Annotated in this window: 17 protein-coding genes; all 17 read right to left on the bottom strand. The window is 58.0% G+C overall.

The window, feature by feature from the left end; genetic code table 11:
* Window positions 1-59: 59 nt before the first annotated feature.
* The 17 genes from secM to mraZ all read right to left on the bottom strand — a co-directional run bounded on the left by secM (window position 60) and on the right by mraZ (window position 18,751).
* A complete protein-coding gene (gene secM / locus CE636_RS19285; RefSeq protein WP_196611919.1) occupies window positions 60-557 on the bottom strand; it encodes a secA translation cis-regulator SecM in 498 nt (165 codons plus the stop codon).
* A gap of 323 nt (window positions 558-880) precedes the next feature.
* Window positions 881-1,798 carry a UDP-3-O-acyl-N-acetylglucosamine deacetylase gene (gene lpxC / locus CE636_RS19280; RefSeq protein WP_002888632.1) on the bottom strand — a complete coding sequence of 306 codons (918 nt, stop codon included), beginning with the start codon at window positions 1,796-1,798 and terminating at the stop codon, window positions 881-883.
* Between the two features lie 100 nt (window positions 1,799-1,898).
* On the bottom strand, window positions 1,899-3,050 hold the full coding sequence (ftsZ, locus tag CE636_RS19275) for a cell division protein FtsZ (RefSeq protein ID WP_002888628.1): 1,152 nt from the start codon (window positions 3,048-3,050) through the stop codon (window positions 1,899-1,901).
* A gap of 62 nt (window positions 3,051-3,112) precedes the next feature.
* Window positions 3,113-4,375, bottom strand: coding sequence for a cell division protein FtsA (gene ftsA / locus CE636_RS19270; RefSeq protein ID WP_004204343.1), 1,263 nt, complete (start codon window positions 4,373-4,375; stop codon window positions 3,113-3,115).
* A complete protein-coding gene (gene ftsQ / locus CE636_RS19265; RefSeq protein WP_004204342.1) occupies window positions 4,372-5,202 on the bottom strand; it encodes a cell division protein FtsQ in 831 nt (276 codons plus the stop codon). Before ftsQ ends, ftsA begins: the two co-directional genes overlap by 4 nt.
* A 1-nt stretch (window position 5,203) precedes the next feature.
* Window positions 5,204-6,124 (bottom strand): D-alanine--D-alanine ligase, encoded by a 921-nt coding sequence (locus CE636_RS19260; protein WP_004204341.1) that lies wholly within the window; start codon window positions 6,122-6,124, stop codon window positions 5,204-5,206.
* Window positions 6,117-7,592 (bottom strand): UDP-N-acetylmuramate--L-alanine ligase, encoded by a 1,476-nt coding sequence (gene murC, locus CE636_RS19255; RefSeq protein WP_017901185.1) that lies wholly within the window; start codon window positions 7,590-7,592, stop codon window positions 6,117-6,119. The genes CE636_RS19260 and murC overlap by 8 nt, the downstream gene beginning before the upstream one ends.
* A 47-nt stretch (window positions 7,593-7,639) precedes the next feature.
* The gene (murG, locus tag CE636_RS19250; protein WP_017901186.1) at window positions 7,640-8,710 is read right to left on the bottom strand and encodes an undecaprenyldiphospho-muramoylpentapeptide beta-N-acetylglucosaminyltransferase; all 1,071 of its coding nucleotides are present in this window, start codon (window positions 8,708-8,710) and stop codon (window positions 7,640-7,642) included.
* Complete coding sequence (gene ftsW / locus CE636_RS19245; protein ID WP_004204337.1) at window positions 8,707-9,981, bottom strand: cell division protein FtsW; 1,275 nt, start codon at window positions 9,979-9,981, stop codon at window positions 8,707-8,709. The genes murG and ftsW overlap by 4 nt, the downstream gene beginning before the upstream one ends.
* On the bottom strand, window positions 9,981-11,297 hold the full coding sequence (gene murD / locus CE636_RS19240) for a UDP-N-acetylmuramoyl-L-alanine--D-glutamate ligase (protein ID WP_004204336.1): 1,317 nt from the start codon (window positions 11,295-11,297) through the stop codon (window positions 9,981-9,983). Before murD ends, ftsW begins: the two co-directional genes overlap by 1 nt.
* A 2-nt stretch (window positions 11,298-11,299) precedes the next feature.
* Window positions 11,300-12,382, bottom strand: coding sequence for a phospho-N-acetylmuramoyl-pentapeptide-transferase (gene mraY / locus CE636_RS19235; protein ID WP_004204335.1), 1,083 nt, complete (start codon window positions 12,380-12,382; stop codon window positions 11,300-11,302).
* Window positions 12,376-13,734, bottom strand: coding sequence for a UDP-N-acetylmuramoyl-tripeptide--D-alanyl-D-alanine ligase (gene murF, locus CE636_RS19230; protein WP_017901187.1), 1,359 nt, complete (start codon window positions 13,732-13,734; stop codon window positions 12,376-12,378). Before murF ends, mraY begins: the two co-directional genes overlap by 7 nt.
* Window positions 13,731-15,218, bottom strand: coding sequence for a UDP-N-acetylmuramoyl-L-alanyl-D-glutamate--2,6-diaminopimelate ligase (murE, locus tag CE636_RS19225; RefSeq protein WP_017901188.1), 1,488 nt, complete (start codon window positions 15,216-15,218; stop codon window positions 13,731-13,733). Before murE ends, murF begins: the two co-directional genes overlap by 4 nt.
* On the bottom strand, window positions 15,205-16,971 hold the full coding sequence (locus CE636_RS19220) for a peptidoglycan glycosyltransferase FtsI (protein ID WP_004204330.1): 1,767 nt from the start codon (window positions 16,969-16,971) through the stop codon (window positions 15,205-15,207). The genes murE and CE636_RS19220 overlap by 14 nt, the downstream gene beginning before the upstream one ends.
* A 15-nt stretch (window positions 16,972-16,986) precedes the next feature.
* Window positions 16,987-17,352, bottom strand: a complete 366-nt coding sequence (ftsL, locus tag CE636_RS19215; RefSeq protein ID WP_002888550.1) for a cell division protein FtsL — start codon at window positions 17,350-17,352, stop codon at window positions 16,987-16,989.
* Window positions 17,349-18,290, bottom strand: coding sequence for a 16S rRNA (cytosine(1402)-N(4))-methyltransferase RsmH (gene rsmH, locus CE636_RS19210; RefSeq protein WP_017901189.1), 942 nt, complete (start codon window positions 18,288-18,290; stop codon window positions 17,349-17,351). The genes ftsL and rsmH overlap by 4 nt, the downstream gene beginning before the upstream one ends.
* A 2-nt stretch (window positions 18,291-18,292) precedes the next feature.
* Window positions 18,293-18,751: a division/cell wall cluster transcriptional repressor MraZ gene (mraZ, locus tag CE636_RS19205; RefSeq protein WP_004204327.1), complete on the bottom strand. Its 459-nt coding sequence runs from the start codon at window positions 18,749-18,751 to the stop codon at window positions 18,293-18,295.
* Between the last annotated feature and the right edge of the window lie 366 nt (window positions 18,752-19,117).

The following is a 19,117-nucleotide window of genomic DNA, read 5'->3' as shown; positions in this document are numbered from 1 at the left end:
AAAATCTCAAACGCCCCGCGGTGCGGAGTCACAAAAAATAGGATGGTCCGTGGTTATTTTCAGCTGAGACGTTGAGGGCCTGCGCGGATCCCCGCTACCTGGCTTATCCAGGCGCTGACGCGGAAGGCAGAATATGAGGAAGGGATATACGCCGCCTGGCGGATCACTACCGGCGGCGTACTGTCCTGCGTCAGCAGCGCGCTGAGCGTGTCGAGCAGCGCCAGATGCTGCGCCTGCAGCGGAGACGCTTCTTCCGCCACCGGCAACGCCTGCGGCGCCATGGCGAAAGAGAGATGACGAATAACGGTGCGAATGGCATGCTGATGCCAGTAGTCGACGGTAAAGTTGGGCCGGCGATTCGTCTCCAGCAGCGCCAGCTGGGAGAAATTAACTTTACTCGGGTTGTGGTTGCTGGCGGTCGCCTTTGCTGGCGTCGCGGTCGCATGGCCGTTGCTTAGCGCAGGCAGGCCGAGGCTGGCCGCGACCATCCCCAACAGGAGATGCGGCCAAAAATACCGTCTGCCAAACTGTCGCCAGCGCGTCAGCAATCCACTCACGTTCATTACCTTTCTTTGGTATACCCGTCGTCGTTCAGGCTGTCTCTTTATTGACGTTTTTCGCAGGACAACCTGATGTCCACGGGGTAAAGCAACCCGGAGAAATAATTTTGCGCTCAAATACTAACATTAATAGCGCGCTGAGGCAGCATGAATGAAGGCCGTTGCCCGGGGAAAACGCTTAATAAAGCAGCGAACGCGCGCTAATTATTACCCAGCGATCGCAGCGAAAAATAACGGGAAGAGGCTATAAAAGAAAAACGACTGGTTCCCTGGTCGGAGAGAGTACCAGGTTACCAGTCGAATTTACTGAATGGTCAGGCTTACGCCAGAACCATCGACGGTGCGCGGAACGCCATTGGCAATTTTGCGTCGTCTTCGAAGGTCACATACTCCCAGGCTTCCTGTTTTGCCAGAACAGCCTGCAGCAGTTTGTTGTTCAACGCGTGACCCGATTTGTACGCCGTGAATGCGCCGATAATGTTGTGACCACACATAAACAGGTCACCGATCGCATCCAGCATTTTGTGGCGAACAAATTCGTCTTCAAAGCGCAGACCGTCTTCGTTCAGTACGCGATAATCGTCAACAACGATGGCACAATCGAAGCTGCCGCCCAGGCACAGGCCACGGGACTGCAGATATTCGATATCGCGCATGAAACCGAAGGTACGCGCACGGCTAATCTGACGCATGAACGCATCGGCCGAGAAGTTCAGCGTATAGCGCTGGGTGCTGGCATCAATCGCCGGATGGTTAAAATCGATGGTGAAGTCCAGCGAAAAACCATTGTACGGTTTGAATTCAGCCCATTTGTCGCCATCTTCGACGCGAACCGTCTCTTTGATACGTACAAATTTCTTGGCGCAGTTCAGTTCATCGATGCCGGCGTCCAGCAACAGATAAACGAACGGAGCCGCACTGCCGTCCATAATCGGGATTTCCGGTGCATCGACTTCAACAATAATGTTGTCGATACCCAGGCCAGCCAATGCGGCGTTCAGGTGTTCAACCGTAGAAATCCGCACGTCATGCTCATTAACCAGGCAAGTACAGAGCATGGTATCACGCACAGATTTGGCATCAGCCGGAAAATCTACCGGTGGATTCAAGTCGGTGCGACGATAGATGACCCCGGTATTTGCCGGCGCAGGGCGTAACGTCAGTGTGACTTTCTTGCCGGTATGCAAACCGACACCAGTCGCCTGAACGATACGTTTAAGAGTCCTTTGTTTGATCATCGTATAATCTCGCCAATTTACCTATCCAACCGAAGTGTACACCACTATCGGGAGGCCAGTTTAGCACAAAGAGCGCAGATGCCCAACTTCCAGTCGATTCTTAATCGGCTTGCTTACGCAGGAAAGCTGGGATATCCAGATAATCCGGCTCTTTCGCGGTTTGCGGCGTATTGTCGTTCACCACTTTTGCCGCCGGCTTCTGCTCTTGCGTCAGCGGGGACATACCGTGCTGCTGGTAGCGATCCATCACCGGCTGCTGAACCTGTTTGTTGGTCACCAGGGTAATTTCCGGACGCTTGTCCATGCCGATACCGGTCGCCACTACGGTGACGCGCAGTTCGTCGTTCATATCCGGGTCCAGAGAGGTACCGATAACCACGGTGGCGTTATCCGAGGCAAATGCGCGGATAGTGTTACCCACGGTTTCGAACTCATCCAGACGCAGGTCGAAGCCCGCGGTGATGTTAACCAGCACGCCGCGCGCACCGGACAGGTCGATATCTTCCAGCAGCGGAGAAGAGATGGCCATTTCAGCCGCTTCTTCCGCACGGTCTTCACCGCTCGCCACGCCGGAGCCCATCATCGCGTAGCCCATTTCAGACATCACGGTACGGACGTCCGCGAAGTCAACGTTCATCAGACCCGGACGGGTGATCAGTTCAGCGATACCCTGCACCGCGCCTTTGAGGACGTCGTTTGCCGCGCCGAACGCGTCAAGCAGAGAAATACCGCGGCCAAGTACTTTCAGCAGCTTGTCGTTTGGGATGGTGATCAGTGAGTCAACGTGCTTGGACAGCTCGGTGATCCCCTGCTCAGCAAACGCCATGCGCTTCTTACCTTCAAAATTAAACGGCTTAGTGACCACCGCAACGGTGAGGATCCCCAGATCCTTAGCCACTTCGGCAACAACAGGCGCCGCGCCGGTACCGGTACCGCCGCCCATGCCTGCCGCGATGAACACCATGTCTGCGCCATCAAGGGCCGCACGCAGCGCTTCACGGTCTTCGTCCGCCGCATTACGGCCGACTTCCGGGTTCGCGCCAGCGCCCAGACCTTTGGTAATACCGCTACCGATCTGGATAGTCTGGCCAACAGCCGTTTTACGCAGCGCCTGCGCATCGGTGTTCACCGCGAAGAATTCAACACCCTCAATGCGCTCGCGCACCATGTGTTCAACGGCATTACCGCCGCCGCCACCGACGCCGATGACTTTAATCACCGCGTCGTTGGTCAGTTCCATAGGTTCAAACATAGTTTCTCTCCGTCTTGTGCCTGTCGCCTGAGAACGCTAATTGTCTGCGTTCTCTTAAAAAATTAAAACTCTTTTCGCAGCCAGCTGTTGAGTCGCTTAATCCACGAGCCCACCGACGCCGTCACGCGTTTTTCGACTTCCGCTTCACCACTCAGATGTGACTCTTTTCCGTAGTGCAGCAGCCCCACCGCCGTCGAATAATACGGCTCCTGGGCATAGTCCGTTAAACCGGTGATGTTCAGCGGCGCGCCAATGCGCACCTGGGTATGGAACACGCGCTGCGCACAGGCCGCCAGACCTTCAATTTGCGCCGCGCCGCCGGTTAACACAATCCCCGCCGCCAGATGGTGTTTCACCCCCTGCTGGCGGAGCTGTTCCTGCAGCTGCAGGATCTCTTCATTGACCAGATTAAGCAGTTCGGTATAGCGCGGTTCAATCACCTCAGCCAGCGTCTGACGTTGCAGGCTACGCGGCGGCCGTCCGCCTACGCTCGGTACTTCGACGTTTTCGTCTTTACCGACGATGGAACCCAATGCGCAACCGTGACGAACCTTGATGGCTTCGGCGTCGCTCGGCGGCGTCCCGAAGGCATAGGCGATATCGCTGGTCACCACGTTGCCCGCGTACGGGATCACTTTGGTGTGACGCAGCGCGCCGCCGGTATAGACGGCGATATCCATTGTACCACCACCAATATCCACCACGCAGACGCCCAGCTCACGTTCGTCTTCTGTTAATACGGAATAACTGGCCGCTAAACCGGCGAAAATAAGTTGGTCAACTTTCAGACCACAACGTTCCACCGCTTTAACAATGTTTTTCGCCATATCGTTATGGCAGGTAATCAGATGCACCTTCGCCTGCATGCGCACGCCGGACAGCCCAACCGGGTTTTTAATCCCTTCCTGGTAGTCAATGGCGTATTCCTGCGGAATCACGTGCAGGACGCGATGCTCATCGCGGACGCGAACCGACTTCGCGGTATGGACCACGTTTTCGACGTCGTCCAGCGTCACTTCTTCTTCCGAAATCGGTACCATCCCGATTTCATTCTGACAGCTTATATGTTTACCCGAAAGAGCCAAATAAACTGATGAAATCTGGCAATCCGCCATCAGTTCGGCCTGGTCGATGGCGCGCTGTACGCATTTCACCACCGACTCGAGGTCGTTCACACCGCCTTTATCCATACCACGCGATGGGCAACTGCCCACGCCGATGATATTAATCATGCCGTCGGGCAGAACTTCCCCTACTAAAGCGGCCACCTTGGCGGTGCCAATCTCCAGTCCAACTACCAGTTTTCTGTCCGTCGCCTTGATCATTGTTGTTCTGCCTGTGCCTGATTCTGTTGTTGATTAGTTTCCTCTGCGGGAGCAGGTACCCAGCCCACTGCCGCACCCGAGTCATAACGCAAATCAACGTAGCTAATCCGTTTGCCGTCGGTCTGCGCCTGCTGCTGAAGAACCGGGTAGAGTTCCATAAAGCGCTGAAGCCGTTTCATGGTGTCGCCACGGCCAAGGTTGAGCTTAATGTCATTATTAAGCGTCAACTGCCAGGAACGACGGGCGGTCATTGCCGCCACTTTCAACGTGAATTTATCCTTTGCCAGCACCTGCCCCATGTCACGGTACCCTTGCAGCACTTCGTTCTCGCTGCCTTCCGGGCCGTATAACATCGGTAAATTCTGTTTGCTGGTGCGATCCGCCGGCACGCTGAAGGCATTTCCTTCTGCATCCACCATATGTTGATCATTCCAGCGTGCAATCGGCACATATTCAACCAGATGAATCTTCAATTCATCGGGCCACTGCTTTCGGACGCTCGCCTGCTTAATCCATGGCAGACGTTCAATCTGACTCTGAATGATGTTCACATCCTGAGTCATAAAGGTGCCCGGCGAACCCAGCGCCAGGATCGCCTGGCGGATGTCATCATTGCGCGTATAGTGACGCTCGCCGGTCACCACCATCTTCGACAGCGGTAAACGCTGCGCGTCTTCCATCCAGCCAAGAACCATCCACCCGCTGACCAGCACGGTAAACAGCACCGCCAGCAGGAAAACGATCCCTGCCAGCCGCGTTCCATTACTCCGACGCGAAGAAGAAACGTCCTCTTCATGGTTCCGCGTATTCAGCGCAGCCTGCGACATATCACCCCGCCAGGTCCAGAATTCGTACAACAAGCTGGGAGAAGCTCATTCCTGCCTGACGCGCCGCCATCGGTACAAGGCTATGGCTGGTCATGCCCGGGGAAGTATTCGCTTCCAGCAGATAAAACTGGCCATCGCTGTCCAGCATGACGTCAATACGGCCCCAACCTTTGCAACCCAGAACATTCCAGGCTTTAAGCACCAGGCTTTGAATGGCTGACTCACGCGCTGGATCCTCCAATCCTGGGCAGAAATATTGCGTCTCATCAGAGAGATACTTCGCCTCATAATCATAGAAGGTTCCAGCCGTCTGGATACGTATTGACGGTAAAATTTCTTCACCGACGATGGCGACGGTAAATTCCGGCCCACTGAGCCATTTTTCGACTAAAACTTCATCATCATGCTGAAAAGCCAACGCCAGTGCACTCGCTAAATCACAGCTTTCGCTGACTTTCGACATCCCAACGCTGGAGCCTTCGCGGCTGGGCTTGATGATGAGCGGCAGACCCAGCGCCGCAATCTGCTGTTCGACATCAGCAGACAATCCGGCGCTAAACTGGGCGCGGGTCAGCGCCACCCACGGCGCGACCGGTAATCCGGCCCCCTGCCACAGCCATTTGCTGCGCAGTTTATCCATTGAAATCGCCGAAGCCATCACGCCGCTGCCGGTATAAGGCAGCTGGATCAGATCCAGCAGCCCCTGCAGCGTGCCATCTTCCCCGCCGCGGCCGTGGAGGGCAATAAACGCTTTCTTAAAGCCCAGCTTTTTCAACTGGGTAATATCGACATCGCGCGGGTCAACCGGATGGGCATCCACCCCGGCTTCACGCAGCCCGGCCAGCACCGCGGCGCCTGAATTCAGCGACACTTCACGTTCAGCGGAGGTTCCACCGAAAAGCACCGCGATTTTATCAGCCATGGCGCTCCTCCTCCGTTTTTTGCGGGATCAGTTTGATTTCAGCCAGGTGACGGGCGATTTTTCCAATGTTTCCGGCCCCCTGCACCAGCACTAAATCGTTGCCGGTCAGCACCGACGCCAGCATCGCCGCGGCCTGCGTCGGGTCGGACACCAGAATCGGGTCAACTTTACCGCGACCACGGATTGTACGGCACAGCGAGCGGCTATCGGCACCCGGGATCGGCGCTTCGCCTGCCGGGTAGACATCGAGCATCAGCAGCGCATCGACCTGGGTCAGCACGTTGGCGAAATCATCGTACAGATCGCGAGTACGGGTATAACGGTGCGGCTGGAATACCATGACCAGATTTTTATCCGGCCAGCCGGCACGCGCCGCTTTGATAGTGGCGTCGACTTCCGTCGGGTGGTGGCCATAGTCATCGATCAGCATCGCGCTGCCCGCTTTGCCGTTGACTTCCGTCAGCGGATATTCGCCAAGGAAGTCGAAACGACGGCCGGTACCCTGGAAGCTTTCCAGCGCGCGCAGGATCGCCTGATCGTCAATCCCCTCTTCCGTCGCCACGGCGACCGCCGCCGCCGCGTTCAGCGCGTTATGGCGTCCCGGGGCATTGAGCGTCACCTGCAGCAGTTCTTTATCCTGACGCACCAGGCGGAAATGCCCCTGCGCTCCAACCTGACGGTAGTCTTCTACGCGGACGTCGGCGTCGTCGCTAAAACCGTAGGTGGTGATCTGCCGGCCGACGCGCGGCAGCAGTTCCCGGATCACCGGGTCATCCACACACATCACCGCGCGTCCATAGAACGGCAGGTTGTGCAGGAAGTTAATAAAGGTCTGCTTCAGATTCTCGAAATCGCCATGGTAGGTGTCCATGTGGTCGGCTTCGATGTTGGTAACAATGGCCACCATCGGCTGCAGGTGCAGGAACGATGCATCGCTCTCATCCGCTTCCGCAATCAGGTAACGGCTATGGCCGAGGCGCGCATGGACGCCCGCCGCTTTCACCAACCCGCCGTTGACGAAAGTCGGGTCCAGCCCGGCTTCGGCGTAAATACTGGATACCATCGCGGTGGTGGTGGTTTTGCCATGGGTCCCGGCAATGGCGATCCCGTGACGGAAGCGCATCAGCTCCGCCAGCATTTCCGCACGACGGATCACCGGGATACGCGCCTCGTGCGCGGCGACGATTTCCGGGTTATCGGCGGAAATCGCGCTGGAAACTACGACCACGCTGGCATCGCGCACGTTTTCCGGGCGATGGTTGAAATAAATGGTGGCGCCAAGCTGCGACAGCTGCTGGGTTACCGGATTCGGCGCCAGGTCGGAGCCGCTGATCTGATAACCTTCGTTAGCCAACACTTCGGCAATACCGCCCATACCGGCACCGCCGATGCCGACAAAGTGAATGTGCCGGACGCGACGCATCTCGGGCACTATGGAACGCAGTTTTGCCAAATCTTGTGTATTCATTCTTTACGCCATCAACTTCTGTATTCGGGCGGTGAAAATCACCGCAATTAGCGCGCCAAAGCTACGGCGCTGACCTCTTCTGCTACCCGCTCGGTAGCGTCCGGAATCGAAGCGCCACGCGCTCGTTCCGCCATGTCCAGCAAGGTTTCCCGATCCCAGCTCGCCAGAGTAGAGGCTACCGCCTCTACCGTGAACGCCGGCTGTTCGAGAATTTTCGCCGCGCCGGCTTTCTCCAGCGGCAGCGCATTCCAGTACTGCTGACGATCTTTGTGCTGGAACGGTACAAACAGCGCCGGTAAGCCCGCGGCCGCGATTTCGCTAACCGTCAGCGCGCCGGAACGGCAAACCACGACATCTGCCCAGGCATACGCCGCGGCCATATCATCAATAAATTCCGTCACTTTATGCTGCGGCTGCCCCGCGGCGGCATAGGCCTGCTGCACGGTTTGCTGGCCGCCTTTACCGCTCTGATGCCAGATGGTCACCGTATCGCCGAGCTTCGCCGCCACCTGCGGCATGGTCTGGTTCAGGACGCGCGCGCCCTGAGAGCCACCGACCACCAGCACGCGAATCGGCCCCTGACGGCCTACCAGACGTTGCCCCGGCAGCGGCAGCGCCAGCACATCGGTGCGCACCGGATTCCCGACGACGTCCGCATGCGGAAAGGCGCCGGGAAACGCCTGCATCACTTTCTTCGCAATCTTCGCCAGCCATTTGTTGGTCAGGCCGGCAATGCCGTTTTGTTCGTGGAGGACCACCGGGATCCCCAGCGACCACGCCGCCAGGCCGCCAGGCCCGGACACATAGCCGCCCATACCCAGCACCACGTCCGGCTGGAAACGCTTCATGATCGCCCGCGCCTGACGCCAGGCGTTGAAGATCCGCACCGGCGCCAGCAGCTGTGCTTTAATCCCTTTGCCACGCAGGCCGGAGATACGGATAAAATCAATCTCGATGCCGTTTTTCGGCACTAAATCCGCTTCCATACGATCGGCGGTACCCAGCCAGCGAACCTGCCAGCCCTGGTCCATTAGATAGTGTGCGACCGCCAGTCCCGGGAACACATGCCCGCCGGTACCGCCCGCCATCACCATCAACCGCTTTTCCTGACCGCTCATCGAACACCCCGTGTAAACGCCTGGGCTTTTTCCAGACGCGTTTCATAATCAATTCGCAACAACAACATGATGGCCGTCGACATAATCAGCAGACTGGAACCACCATAACTGATCAGCGGCAGCGTCAAACCTTTCGTCGGCAGCATCCCCGCCGCCGCCCCGACGTTAACTAACGCCTGGAAGCTAAACCAGATACCAATCGCACAGGCGAGGAAGCCGGAGAAGCGATGATCGATCTCCAGCGCTTTTCGGCCAATCGACATGGCGCGGAAAGCGACGAAGAATACCATTAAAAGCGCCAGTACCACACCGATATAACCGAGTTCTTCGCCGATGATGGCGAAGATAAAGTCAGTGTGCGCTTCCGGCAAATACTCCAGTTTTTGCACCGAGTTGCCGAGTCCCTGCCCCCACATCTCGCCGCGGCCAAAGGCCATCAGCGACTGGGTCAGCTGATAGCCGCTGCCGAACGGGTCTTCCCACGGGTTCCAGAAGGAGGTCACGCGGCGAATACGGTACGGTTCGGCGAGGATCAACAGAACCACCGCCGATATGCCCATGCCGATAATAGCGATGAACTGCCACAGCTTGGCGCCGGCGAGGAAAAGCATCGCCAGCGTGGTGACGAACAGCACCACCACCGTACCGAGGTCAGGCTGCGCCAGCAGCAGGATGGCCAGTACGAAAATCACGCCCATCGGTTTTAAGAAGCCGCGCAGGTTGTTGCGCACTTCGTCGGCTTTGCGCACCAGATAGTTGGCGATGTAGCAGAACAGCGACAGCTTGGTGAACTCCGCCGGCTGGATGCGCAGCGGACCGAGGGCGATCCAGCGCGATGCGCCGTTTACCGAGCTACCCACCACCAGCACGATCAGCAGCATGACGATCGAGGCGATCAGCATCGCGGTACTGTGGCGCTGCCAGAAATCCATCGGCAGGCGCAGCGTCACCAGCGCGAGGACAAAGGCCAGCACAATGTACAGGCCGTCACGCTTGGCGAAGAGGAAAGGATCGTTCGCCAGGCGCTGTCCCACCGGCATTGATGCCGAGGTCACCATAATAAAGCCGATCGCCGCCAGGCCGAAGGTCAGCCACAGCAGCATCCGGTCATACATCACCAGACTGTCGTTATCTTTTGGGCGCGAGCCCATCACCCAGCCTTTCAGCGCGGCGAACAGCCAGGCGAAGATAAACATCCCCGGCAGTCGCGGCAGTCTCAACCGAGGCAAGCTCAGCTGCGGCATTCTCAGGCGTGGGAGAGAGAAACGCATCAACCTAACTCCTTCGCCAGGCGGGCAAACATCTCGCCCCGTTGTTCAAAGTTCTTAAACTGATCCAGGCTGGCGCAGGCTGGCGACAGGAGAACCATATCGCCCGCCTTCACCAGGGGCGCTATCTGACGCATCGCCTGCTCCATGGTTTCAGTTTGTACCGCCACCTCAGGACGCAGCTCGGCGAGCTCGGCGCCGTCGCGACCAAAGCAGTACAGACGGATACGATCGCCGCCAAGGTAGCGCTTCAGCGGAGTGAAATCAGCGGACTTGCCGTCGCCGCCCAGCAGCAGATACAGCGTGCCATCAAGCTGCAGGCCGTTCAGCGCCGCCTCGGTACTGCCGACGTTGGTTGCCTTCGAGTCGTTAATCCAGCGCACGCCGTTGTGATCCAGCACCAGCTGGAAGCGATGCGCCAGGCCGGTAAAGGTGGTCAGCGCCTTCAGGCTGCTGGCACGCGGCAGACCCGCGGCATCGGCCAGCGCCAGCGCCGCCAGGGCGTTGCTGTAGTTATGCTGGCCCGTGATAGACATCTCTTTCACATTGAGGACTTTCTCACCTTTTACGCGCAGCCAGGTCTCGCCCTGCTGACGGTTAAGGTGATAGTCACCGACGTCGATACCAAAGCTGATGCAGCGATCGTCCGCGCCGCGTACCGGCATGGTGAGCGCATCGTCCGCGTTGACCACGCAGGTCTTCGCATTCTCGTAAATCCGCAGCTTCGCCGCGCGATACTGCTGCAGCCCCAGCGGGTAGCGGTCCATATGGTCCTCAGTCACGTTGAGGATGGTTGCCGCCACCGCCTGCAGGCTGGAGGTGGTTTCCAGCTGGAAGCTGGAGAGCTCCAGAACATACAGCTCACGATCGGTATCCAGCAGCATCAGCGCCGGCAGGCCGATATTGCCGCCCACGCCGACGTTAATCCCGGCCGCTTTCGCCATCTCGCCCACCAGGGTGGTGACGGTGCTTTTGCCGTTCGAGCCGGTAATGGCGATGATCGGCGCCTGCGCTTCGCGGCAGAACAGTTCGATATCGCCAACGATCTCTACGCCAGCGTCTGCCGCCGCGCTCAACGAAGGATGGGCCAGCGCGATGCCAGGACTGGCGACAATCAGATCCGCCGCCAGCAGCCAGGTATCATTGAGGCCACCGACATGGCATTCGACCGATTCAGGCAATTTATCCAGCCCAGGAGGCGCGACGCGGGTGTCCATCACGCGCGGGGTTACGCCGCGCGCCATGAAAAAGTCCACGCATGACAGGCCGGTCATGCCCAGCCCAATAATGACGACTTTTTTACCCTGATAATCTGCCATGATTAACGTACCTTCAGCGTCGCCAGGCCAATCAGCACCAGCATCAGCGAAATAATCCAGAAGCGCACGATAACGCGCGGCTCCGGCCAGCCTTTCAGTTCATAGTGGTGGTGGATCGGCGCCATGCGGAAGATACGCTGACCGCGCAGCTTAAAGGAGCCAACCTGCAGGATCACCGACAGGGTCTCCACCACGAAAACGCCGCCCATAATCACCAGCAGGAATTCCTGACGCAGCAGCACGGCGATAATGCCCAGCGCGCCGCCGAGCGCCAGCGAACCGACGTCGCCCATAAAGACCTGCGCCGGGTAGGTGTTAAACCACAGAAAGCCTAGCCCCGCGCCGACGATCGCCGTACAGACGATCACCAGTTCGCCGGCGTGGCGCAGATAAGGAATGTGCAGGTAGTTGGCGAAATTCATGTTACCGGTCGCCCACGCCACCAGCGCAAAACCCGCCGCGACGAAGACGGTGGGCATGATCGCCAGGCCGTCGAGACCGTCGGTCAGGTTAACCGCGTTGCCGGTGCCGACGATCACGAAGTAGGCCAGCAGGATATAGAACAGCCCCAGCTGCGGCATGACGTCTTTAAAGAACGGCACCACCAGCTCGGTCGCCGGGGTGTCTTTCCCCGCCAGATACAGGGCAAAGGCGACCCCAAGGGCAATCACCGACATCCAGAAGTACTTCCAGCGGGCGATCAGGCCTTTGGTGTCTTTGCGCACCACTTTACGGTAGTCATCAACGAAGCCGATGATGCCGTAGCCGATCAGCACCGTCAGCACACACCAGACGTACGGGTTGGACGGGTAAGCCCACAGCAGCACCGACACGGTGATCGCGGTGAGGATCATGATCCCCCCCATGGTCGGGGTACCGCGCTTACTGAAATGAGACTCCGGACCGTCGTTACGAACCACCTGGCCGAAGGAGAGTTTTTGCAGACGGGCGATCATGCGCGGGCCCATCCACAGAGAGATGAACAGCGCGGTCAGCAGGCTGACGATGGCGCGAAACGTCAGATACGAAAAGACGTTAAAGCCGGAATAATATTTGACCAAATGTTCGGCCAGCCATACTAACATGTCCCAGTCTCCTGTAATGCGCGTACTACCTCTTCCATGGCGGCACTACGTGAACCCTTCACTAAAATGGTCATTATCTTATGCTCAGCCAGCAGCTCGCGCAGGCGAGCCACCACGGCGGCTTTATCGTTAAAATGTTCGCCCACGCCGCTGGCGTGGCTGATATCCGCGCTCAAGGCGCCGACGCTGAGAACGCGATCCAGGCCTGCCGCTTTCGCCGCTTCGCCGACTTCACGGTGGCAAGCCGCGCTTTCCGCGCCAAGTTCGGCCATATCGCCGACCACCATCGTTCGGAAGCCCGGCATCTCTGACAGGACCTGCACCGCTGCGGTCATCGAACCGACGTTAGCGTTATAGGAGTCATCCAGCAGCAGCTGGCTCTCGGTCAGGCGGATCGGGAACAGACGTCCCGGAACGGCCTGCAGCTGCGCCAGACCGGCTTTCACCGCCGCCAGATCGGCGCCTACCGCCATCGCCAGCGAGGTCGCCGCCAGCGCGTTAGCGATGTTGTGGCGTCCCGGCAGCGGCAGCAGTACATCAACGTTACCGGTTGGAGTCTGCAGCGTAAATTCGGTGCCGTGGCTGGTGATCTGCACGTTAGTCGCAGTGAAATCGCTGTTGGCCGCATTCGGTGAGAAGCGCCACACTTTGCGATCGCCAATCACTGCCTGCCAGTTCAGCCAGTCGTTGTTGTCGGCATTGAGAATGGCGATGCCGTTTTCCGGCAGACCGGTATAGATTTCGCCCTTCGCCTTCGCCACGCCCGCCAGCGAGCCGAAACCTTCAAGGTGCGCGGCGGCAAGGTTGTTGACCAGCGCCGCTTCAGGACGCGTCAGGCTGACGGTCCAGGCGATTTCGCCCTGGTGGTTGGCGCCGAGCTCAATCACCGCGTACTGATGTTCTTTGGTCAGACGCAGCAGAGTCATCGGTACGCCGATATCGTTGTTCAGGTTGCCGGCGGTATACAGCGTGTTGCCGCACTGGCTGAGGATCGCCGCGGTCATCTCTTTGACCGAGGTTTTACCGGACGAGCCGGTTAGGGCGACGACGCGGGTCGGCACCTGCTGACGGACCCAGGCGGCTAACTCGCCGAAAGCCTGCCGGGTATCTTTCACGATCACCTGCGGGAGATCGCAGGCCAGCGGACGGCTCACCAGCAGCGCGCCGGCGCCTGCCGCTTTCGCCTGTTCGGCAAAATCATGGGCGTCGAAACGCTCGCCTTTTAGCGCCACAAACAGGCAGCCCGCTGTGACTTTACGGGTGTCGGTGGTTACCTCGTCGATAGCGATATCGCTACCCTGCCGTTCGCCATGGGCGATCGCGGCGAGCTGGCTTAACGTAAAGCGAATCATGCTACCGCTCCCAGCAGACGCGCGACGGTGACGCGGTCGGAATAATCCAGACGACGGTTACCGACGATCTGGTAATCTTCATGGCCTTTACCCGCCACCAGCACCACGTCGTTCTCCTGCGCCTGCATCACGGCGTTGGTCACCGCTTCCGCACGGCCTTCCATCACTTTTGCATGACCTGCATCGAGCATGCCGGCCAGAATATCGTTGATAATCGCCCGCGGTTCTTCGGTACGCGGGTTGTCGTCAGTGACGACCACGATATCGGCGAACTCTTCTGCAATCGCCCCCATCAGCGGACGCTTGCCTTTGTCACGGTCGCCGCCGCAGCCGAAGACGCACCACAGCTTGCCGCTGCAGTGCAGGCGCGCGGCCTGCAGTGCTTTTTCCAGTGCGTCAGGGGTATGGGCATAATCCACCACCACCGCCGGTTTACCGGGCGCGCTGAACACTTCCATACGGCCGCATACCGGCTGTAAACGCGCCGCAGTTTTCAGCAGATCGGCCAGCGGATAGCCCAGCGCCAGCAGCGTGGCCAGCGCCAACAGGAGGTTGCTAACGTTAAAGGCGCCCATCAGGCGGCTTTCGATTTCACCGTTGCCCCAGCTGGAGTCAAACTGGATGGTGGCACCGCTGTCGTGATAGTTAACCGCGGTGGCCTTCAGCCAGCGGCCGTGGCAGTTCGGATTGATATGATCTTCCATCGACACCGCCACCGCGTCCGGCAGCTTCGCCAGCCAGCGACGACCGACTTCATCGTCAGCGTTGACGATGGCCTGACCGCAATGGTGGGTGGAGTACAGCAGCCATTTTGCCGCTTCGTAGTGCGCCATGTCGCCATGGTAGTCGAGGTGGTCGCGGCTCAGGTTGGTAAATACCGAGGCGGCAAACTGCAGGGCCGCCACGCGGTGCTGTACCAGCCCGTGGGAAGAGACTTCCATCGCGCCGAAGGTTGCCCCCTGCTCGACCAGGCCGGAAAGCACGTGCTGAACATCGACCGCAGAACCGGTGGTGTTTTCGCTCGGCACCACTTTATCCAGCAGGCCGTTGCCGACGGTCCCCATCACCGCGCTGGTTTCGCCGAGCAGTTTCGCCCATTGCGCCAGAAGCTGGGTGGTGGTGGTTTTGCCGTTGGTACCGGTCACGCCCACCAGACGCAGCTGCTGCGACGGCTGATGATAAAAACGCCCGGCCAGCGCCGATAAGCGTTCGTTAAGCTGGCTCAGGTAGATAACCGGCACGCCGTGCATTTCACGGATCTCACCGTCTTTAGCTTCGCCCTGGGCTTCAGCAATAATGGCAGCCACACCTTGCGCTATCGCCTGCGGGATATAACGACGCCCGTCCGCCTGATGACCCTGTACCGCGATAAAGAGATCGCCGGAAGCAGCCACCCGGCTGTCCAGCGTCATCTCTCGCAGAATGCGCTCCGGTGCGTTTGGCACCCATGGAGCGAGAAGGTCGCGCAAATTACGATCTGCCACCTGTTCCCTCGCCTTGATTAATTACAAATTCACTTTTTTCGCCCGTTGCCAGCGCATCCGGCTCGATGTTCATGGTGCGCAATACACCGCCCATGATGGCACCGAACACCGGCGCGGAAACGGCGCCACCGTAGTATTTACCTGCCTGCGGGTCGTTGATCACCACCACCAGCGCAAAGCGCGGATGGCTGGCGGGCGCAACGCCTGCGGTGTAAGCAATATATTTGTTGATGTAGCGGCCATCCGGCCCCACTTTTTTCGCCGTACCGGTTTTAATCGCGATGCGATAGCCTTTGATCGCCGCTTTCACGCCGCCGCCGCCAGGCAGCGCCACGCTTTCCATCATATGAACGACGGTACGAACGAGTGATTCCGGGAAGACACGTTCGCCCGGAACCGGTGGATCAACTTTGGTAATCGACAGCGGGCGATAGATGCCGTAGCTGCCAATCGTTGCGTAGACTCGCGCTAACTGTAACGGGGTTACCATTAGCCCGTAGCCGAAAGAAAAGGTGGCCCTCTCTATGTCAGACCACCGTTGTTTTTGAGGATATAAGCCACTGCGTTCTCCGACCAACCCCAAATTGGTCGCCTTTCCAAGCCCAAAACGTGAGTAAGTATCTACTAACGCTGAGGACGGCATCGCTAACGCCAGCTTAGAAACACCGACGTTACTCGACTTCTGTAGTACCCCGGTCAGGGTCAATTCGCTGTAGCGCGCCACGTCTTTAATTTCGTGGCCGTTAATTCGATAAGGCACGGTATTGAGCACGGTATTTTCGTTGACGATACCGCGCTGCAGCGCCGTCATCACCACCATCGGCTTCACCGTCGAACCCGGTTCGAACACGTCGGTGATGGCGCGGTTACGCATGGTGTCTTTCGCCGTGCCGGCAAAGTTGTTTGGGTTGTAGGACGGGCTGTTGGCCATCGCCAGCACTTCGCCGGTGTTCACGTCCACTAACACCGCGCTGCCGGACTCGGCTTTGTTAAAGGCCACGGCGTTGTTCAGCTCACGATAGACCAGCGCCTGCAGACGCTCGTCGATGCTCAGCGCCAGGTTGTGCGCCGCCTGGCTGTCGGTGGAAGAGATGTCTTCAATTACCCGGCCATAGCGGTCTTTACGCACGATACGCTCGCCCGGCTGGCCGGTAAGCCATTTATCAAAGCTCTTTTCGACCCCTTCAATCCCCTGGCTGTCGACGTTGGTAAAGCCGATGAGGTGGGCGGTCACTTCCCCGGAAGGGTAGTAACGACGGGATTCTTCACGCAGATGAATGCCCGGCAGCTTCAGTTTTTTGATGTAGTCGGCCATGTCAGGGTTAACCTGACGCGCCAGATAGATGAAACGCATCCGCGGATTGGTATTGATGCGCGTCGCCAGCTGATCCAGCGGCATATTGAGGGCATCCGCCAGCGCCTTCCAGCGCGTATCCAGGGTTACCCCGCCGGCATCATGAAGTTCTTTTGGATCGGCCCAGATAGCCTTCACCGGCACGCTGACCGCAAGCGGACGACCGGAGCGGTCGGTAATCATCCCGCGCGCGGTGGATACTTCCTGTACGCGCAGAGAACGCATATCGCCCTGGCGCACCAGCATGTCCGGGCTGACTACCTGTAGCCAGGCAACCCGCCCCAGCAGAAAAGCCAGCGCCAGTAGAATACAGCCGCACAGCAACGCAAAACGCCAACTGATAAAGTTGGCCTGTTCTTCCTGACGTTTTGCTTTAGGCGTTTTTGGCGCTGCTTTCATCCGTCGCAATAATCCTTATTTCTGTACAACGATATTTTCTTGGGATGGATCGACGTGCTGCATCTGCAACTTCTCGGTCGCGATCCGCTCAACCCGACTGTGATCGCCGAGCGCGTTCTCTTCGAGGATCAGGTTGCGCCATTCAATGTCCAGGGCGTCGCGTTCCAGAACCAGTTGTTCACGCTGCGCGGTCAGCAGGCGCGTGTGGTGCGCGGTGGTGACCACGGTAATCGCCGTAATAATGATGCAAATGAACAGGCAGAGTGGCAGTTTCCCAAACCGCAGAAGGTCGTCCCCGATCACGCCAGGCAAAGCATGGCGCTCGTTGCTTCCAATCGACCCTTTAACCTTGCTTAAGGCCTCTGTCACTCTGCCGATCATGCGTTCGTCCTCTCTGCAATACGCAGCACTGAACTACGGGCGCGTGGATTCTCTGCCACCTCTTCTTCGCCCGGCATCAACTTGCCTAGTGCTCGTAACTCACGGCCGCCCAGTTTTTTGAGCTGCGATTCGGTCATCGGTATTCCCGCCGGAACCTGCGGACCGCGGCTTTGCTCGCGCATAAAGCGCTTTACAATGCGATCTTCCAGCGAATGAAAACTAATGATCGACAGCCGCCCACCCGGGGCCAGCACGCTGAGCGAGCTTTTTAGCGCCTGCTCTATCTCCTCCAGTTCACTGTTTACCCAAATGCGCACCGCCTGGAAGGTACGGGTCGCGGGATGTTTGTGCTTATCTTTTACCGGCATAGCAGCGGCGATGACCTCCGCCAGCTCTTTGGTGCGAGTCATCGGTGCAATGCGATTACGTTCAACGATCGCGCGGGCAATCCGTTTGCCGAAACGCTCTTCGCCGAAGGTTTTAATCACCCAGGCGATATCCGCTTCTTCAGCGGTCTGCAACCATTCGGCCGCAGACTGACCGCGCGTCGGATCCATGCGCATATCCAGCGGTCCGTCGCGCATAAAGGAAAAACCGCGTTCCGCATCGTCAAGCTGTGGGGAAGAGACGCCGAGATCGAGCAGAATGCCGTCGATCTTACCGGTAAGATTGCGCTCGCCGACATAATCAGCAAGCTGTGAAAATGGACCATGTACGATGGAAAAGCGGGGATCATCGATGGTTTGCGCGACGGCAATCGCCTGTGGATCGCGATCGATTGCCAGCAAGCGTCCTTCCGCTCCCAGCCGGGAGAGGATCAGGCGCGAGTGACCGCCGCGACCAAAGGTACCATCAATATAGATACCGTCTGGACGAATATTGAGGCCGTTGACGGCTTCATCCAGAAGTACCGTAGTGTGTTTAAAATTTTCCATCATTTTTATAAAGACAAATCCTGCAGGCGCTCCGACAGTTCACCGGTCGCGGACTGCTCAGCGTCGATATCTTCCTTGACCCGTTGATACCAGGTCGTTTCGTCCCACAGTTCAAATTTATTAAACTGCCCGACCAGCATCACTTCTTTTGTCAGCCCGGCATGCTGCCGTAACACCGGCGCAATCAGCAAGCGACCAGCATTATCCATCTGACATTCGCTGGCATGACCCAGAAGCAAACGCTGTACGCGCCGCTCAACGGGATTCATGCTCGATAAACGCGACAATTTCTGCTCGATGACTTCCCATTCAGGCAATGGATAAAGCAGCAGGCACGGGTGATGAATGTCAATGGTGCATACCAATTGACCGGCAGCGTCCTCGATCAGCCCATCGCGATAGCGCGTTGGCACGGCCAGGCGGCCTTTGCTGTCGAGATTGACTAACGTTGCTCCACGGAACATGCCAGCCTCACCCCTTTTCGCCACTTTATCCCACAAATTCCCACCAGAAGGAGTTTACGGAGCGGAGGAAAAGCTTGTCAAGCCAGCACGAATGCCAACGGAGCTCAAAAACCCATTATTTACAGCCGACATTAGCCCTGATGAAAAAATCATCAACAGGCGAGGCAAATTAACGTTATGAATACGTGTAAGAAAATAACCAACAAACTCGTAACAGTTATAAACAACAAAATATCTTCGGCGGGAAAATATAAAGTGTCAGTTTGCGACGCGAGCGGCATTTTAGGCCATTATGCCGGCCGTTAACAGTACCTGTTGCTGCCTGAGGGGTGGACCAGGCGCGGGATAAGGCAGGGGAGAACGGTA

The organism is Klebsiella sp. LY (genome assembly GCF_004010915.1).
Taxonomy (GTDB): Bacteria; Pseudomonadota; Gammaproteobacteria; order Enterobacterales; family Enterobacteriaceae; genus Klebsiella; species Klebsiella quasipneumoniae.
Note: the sequence above shows the minus strand (reverse complement) of the source record. Positions and strands in the feature narration are given on the sequence as shown.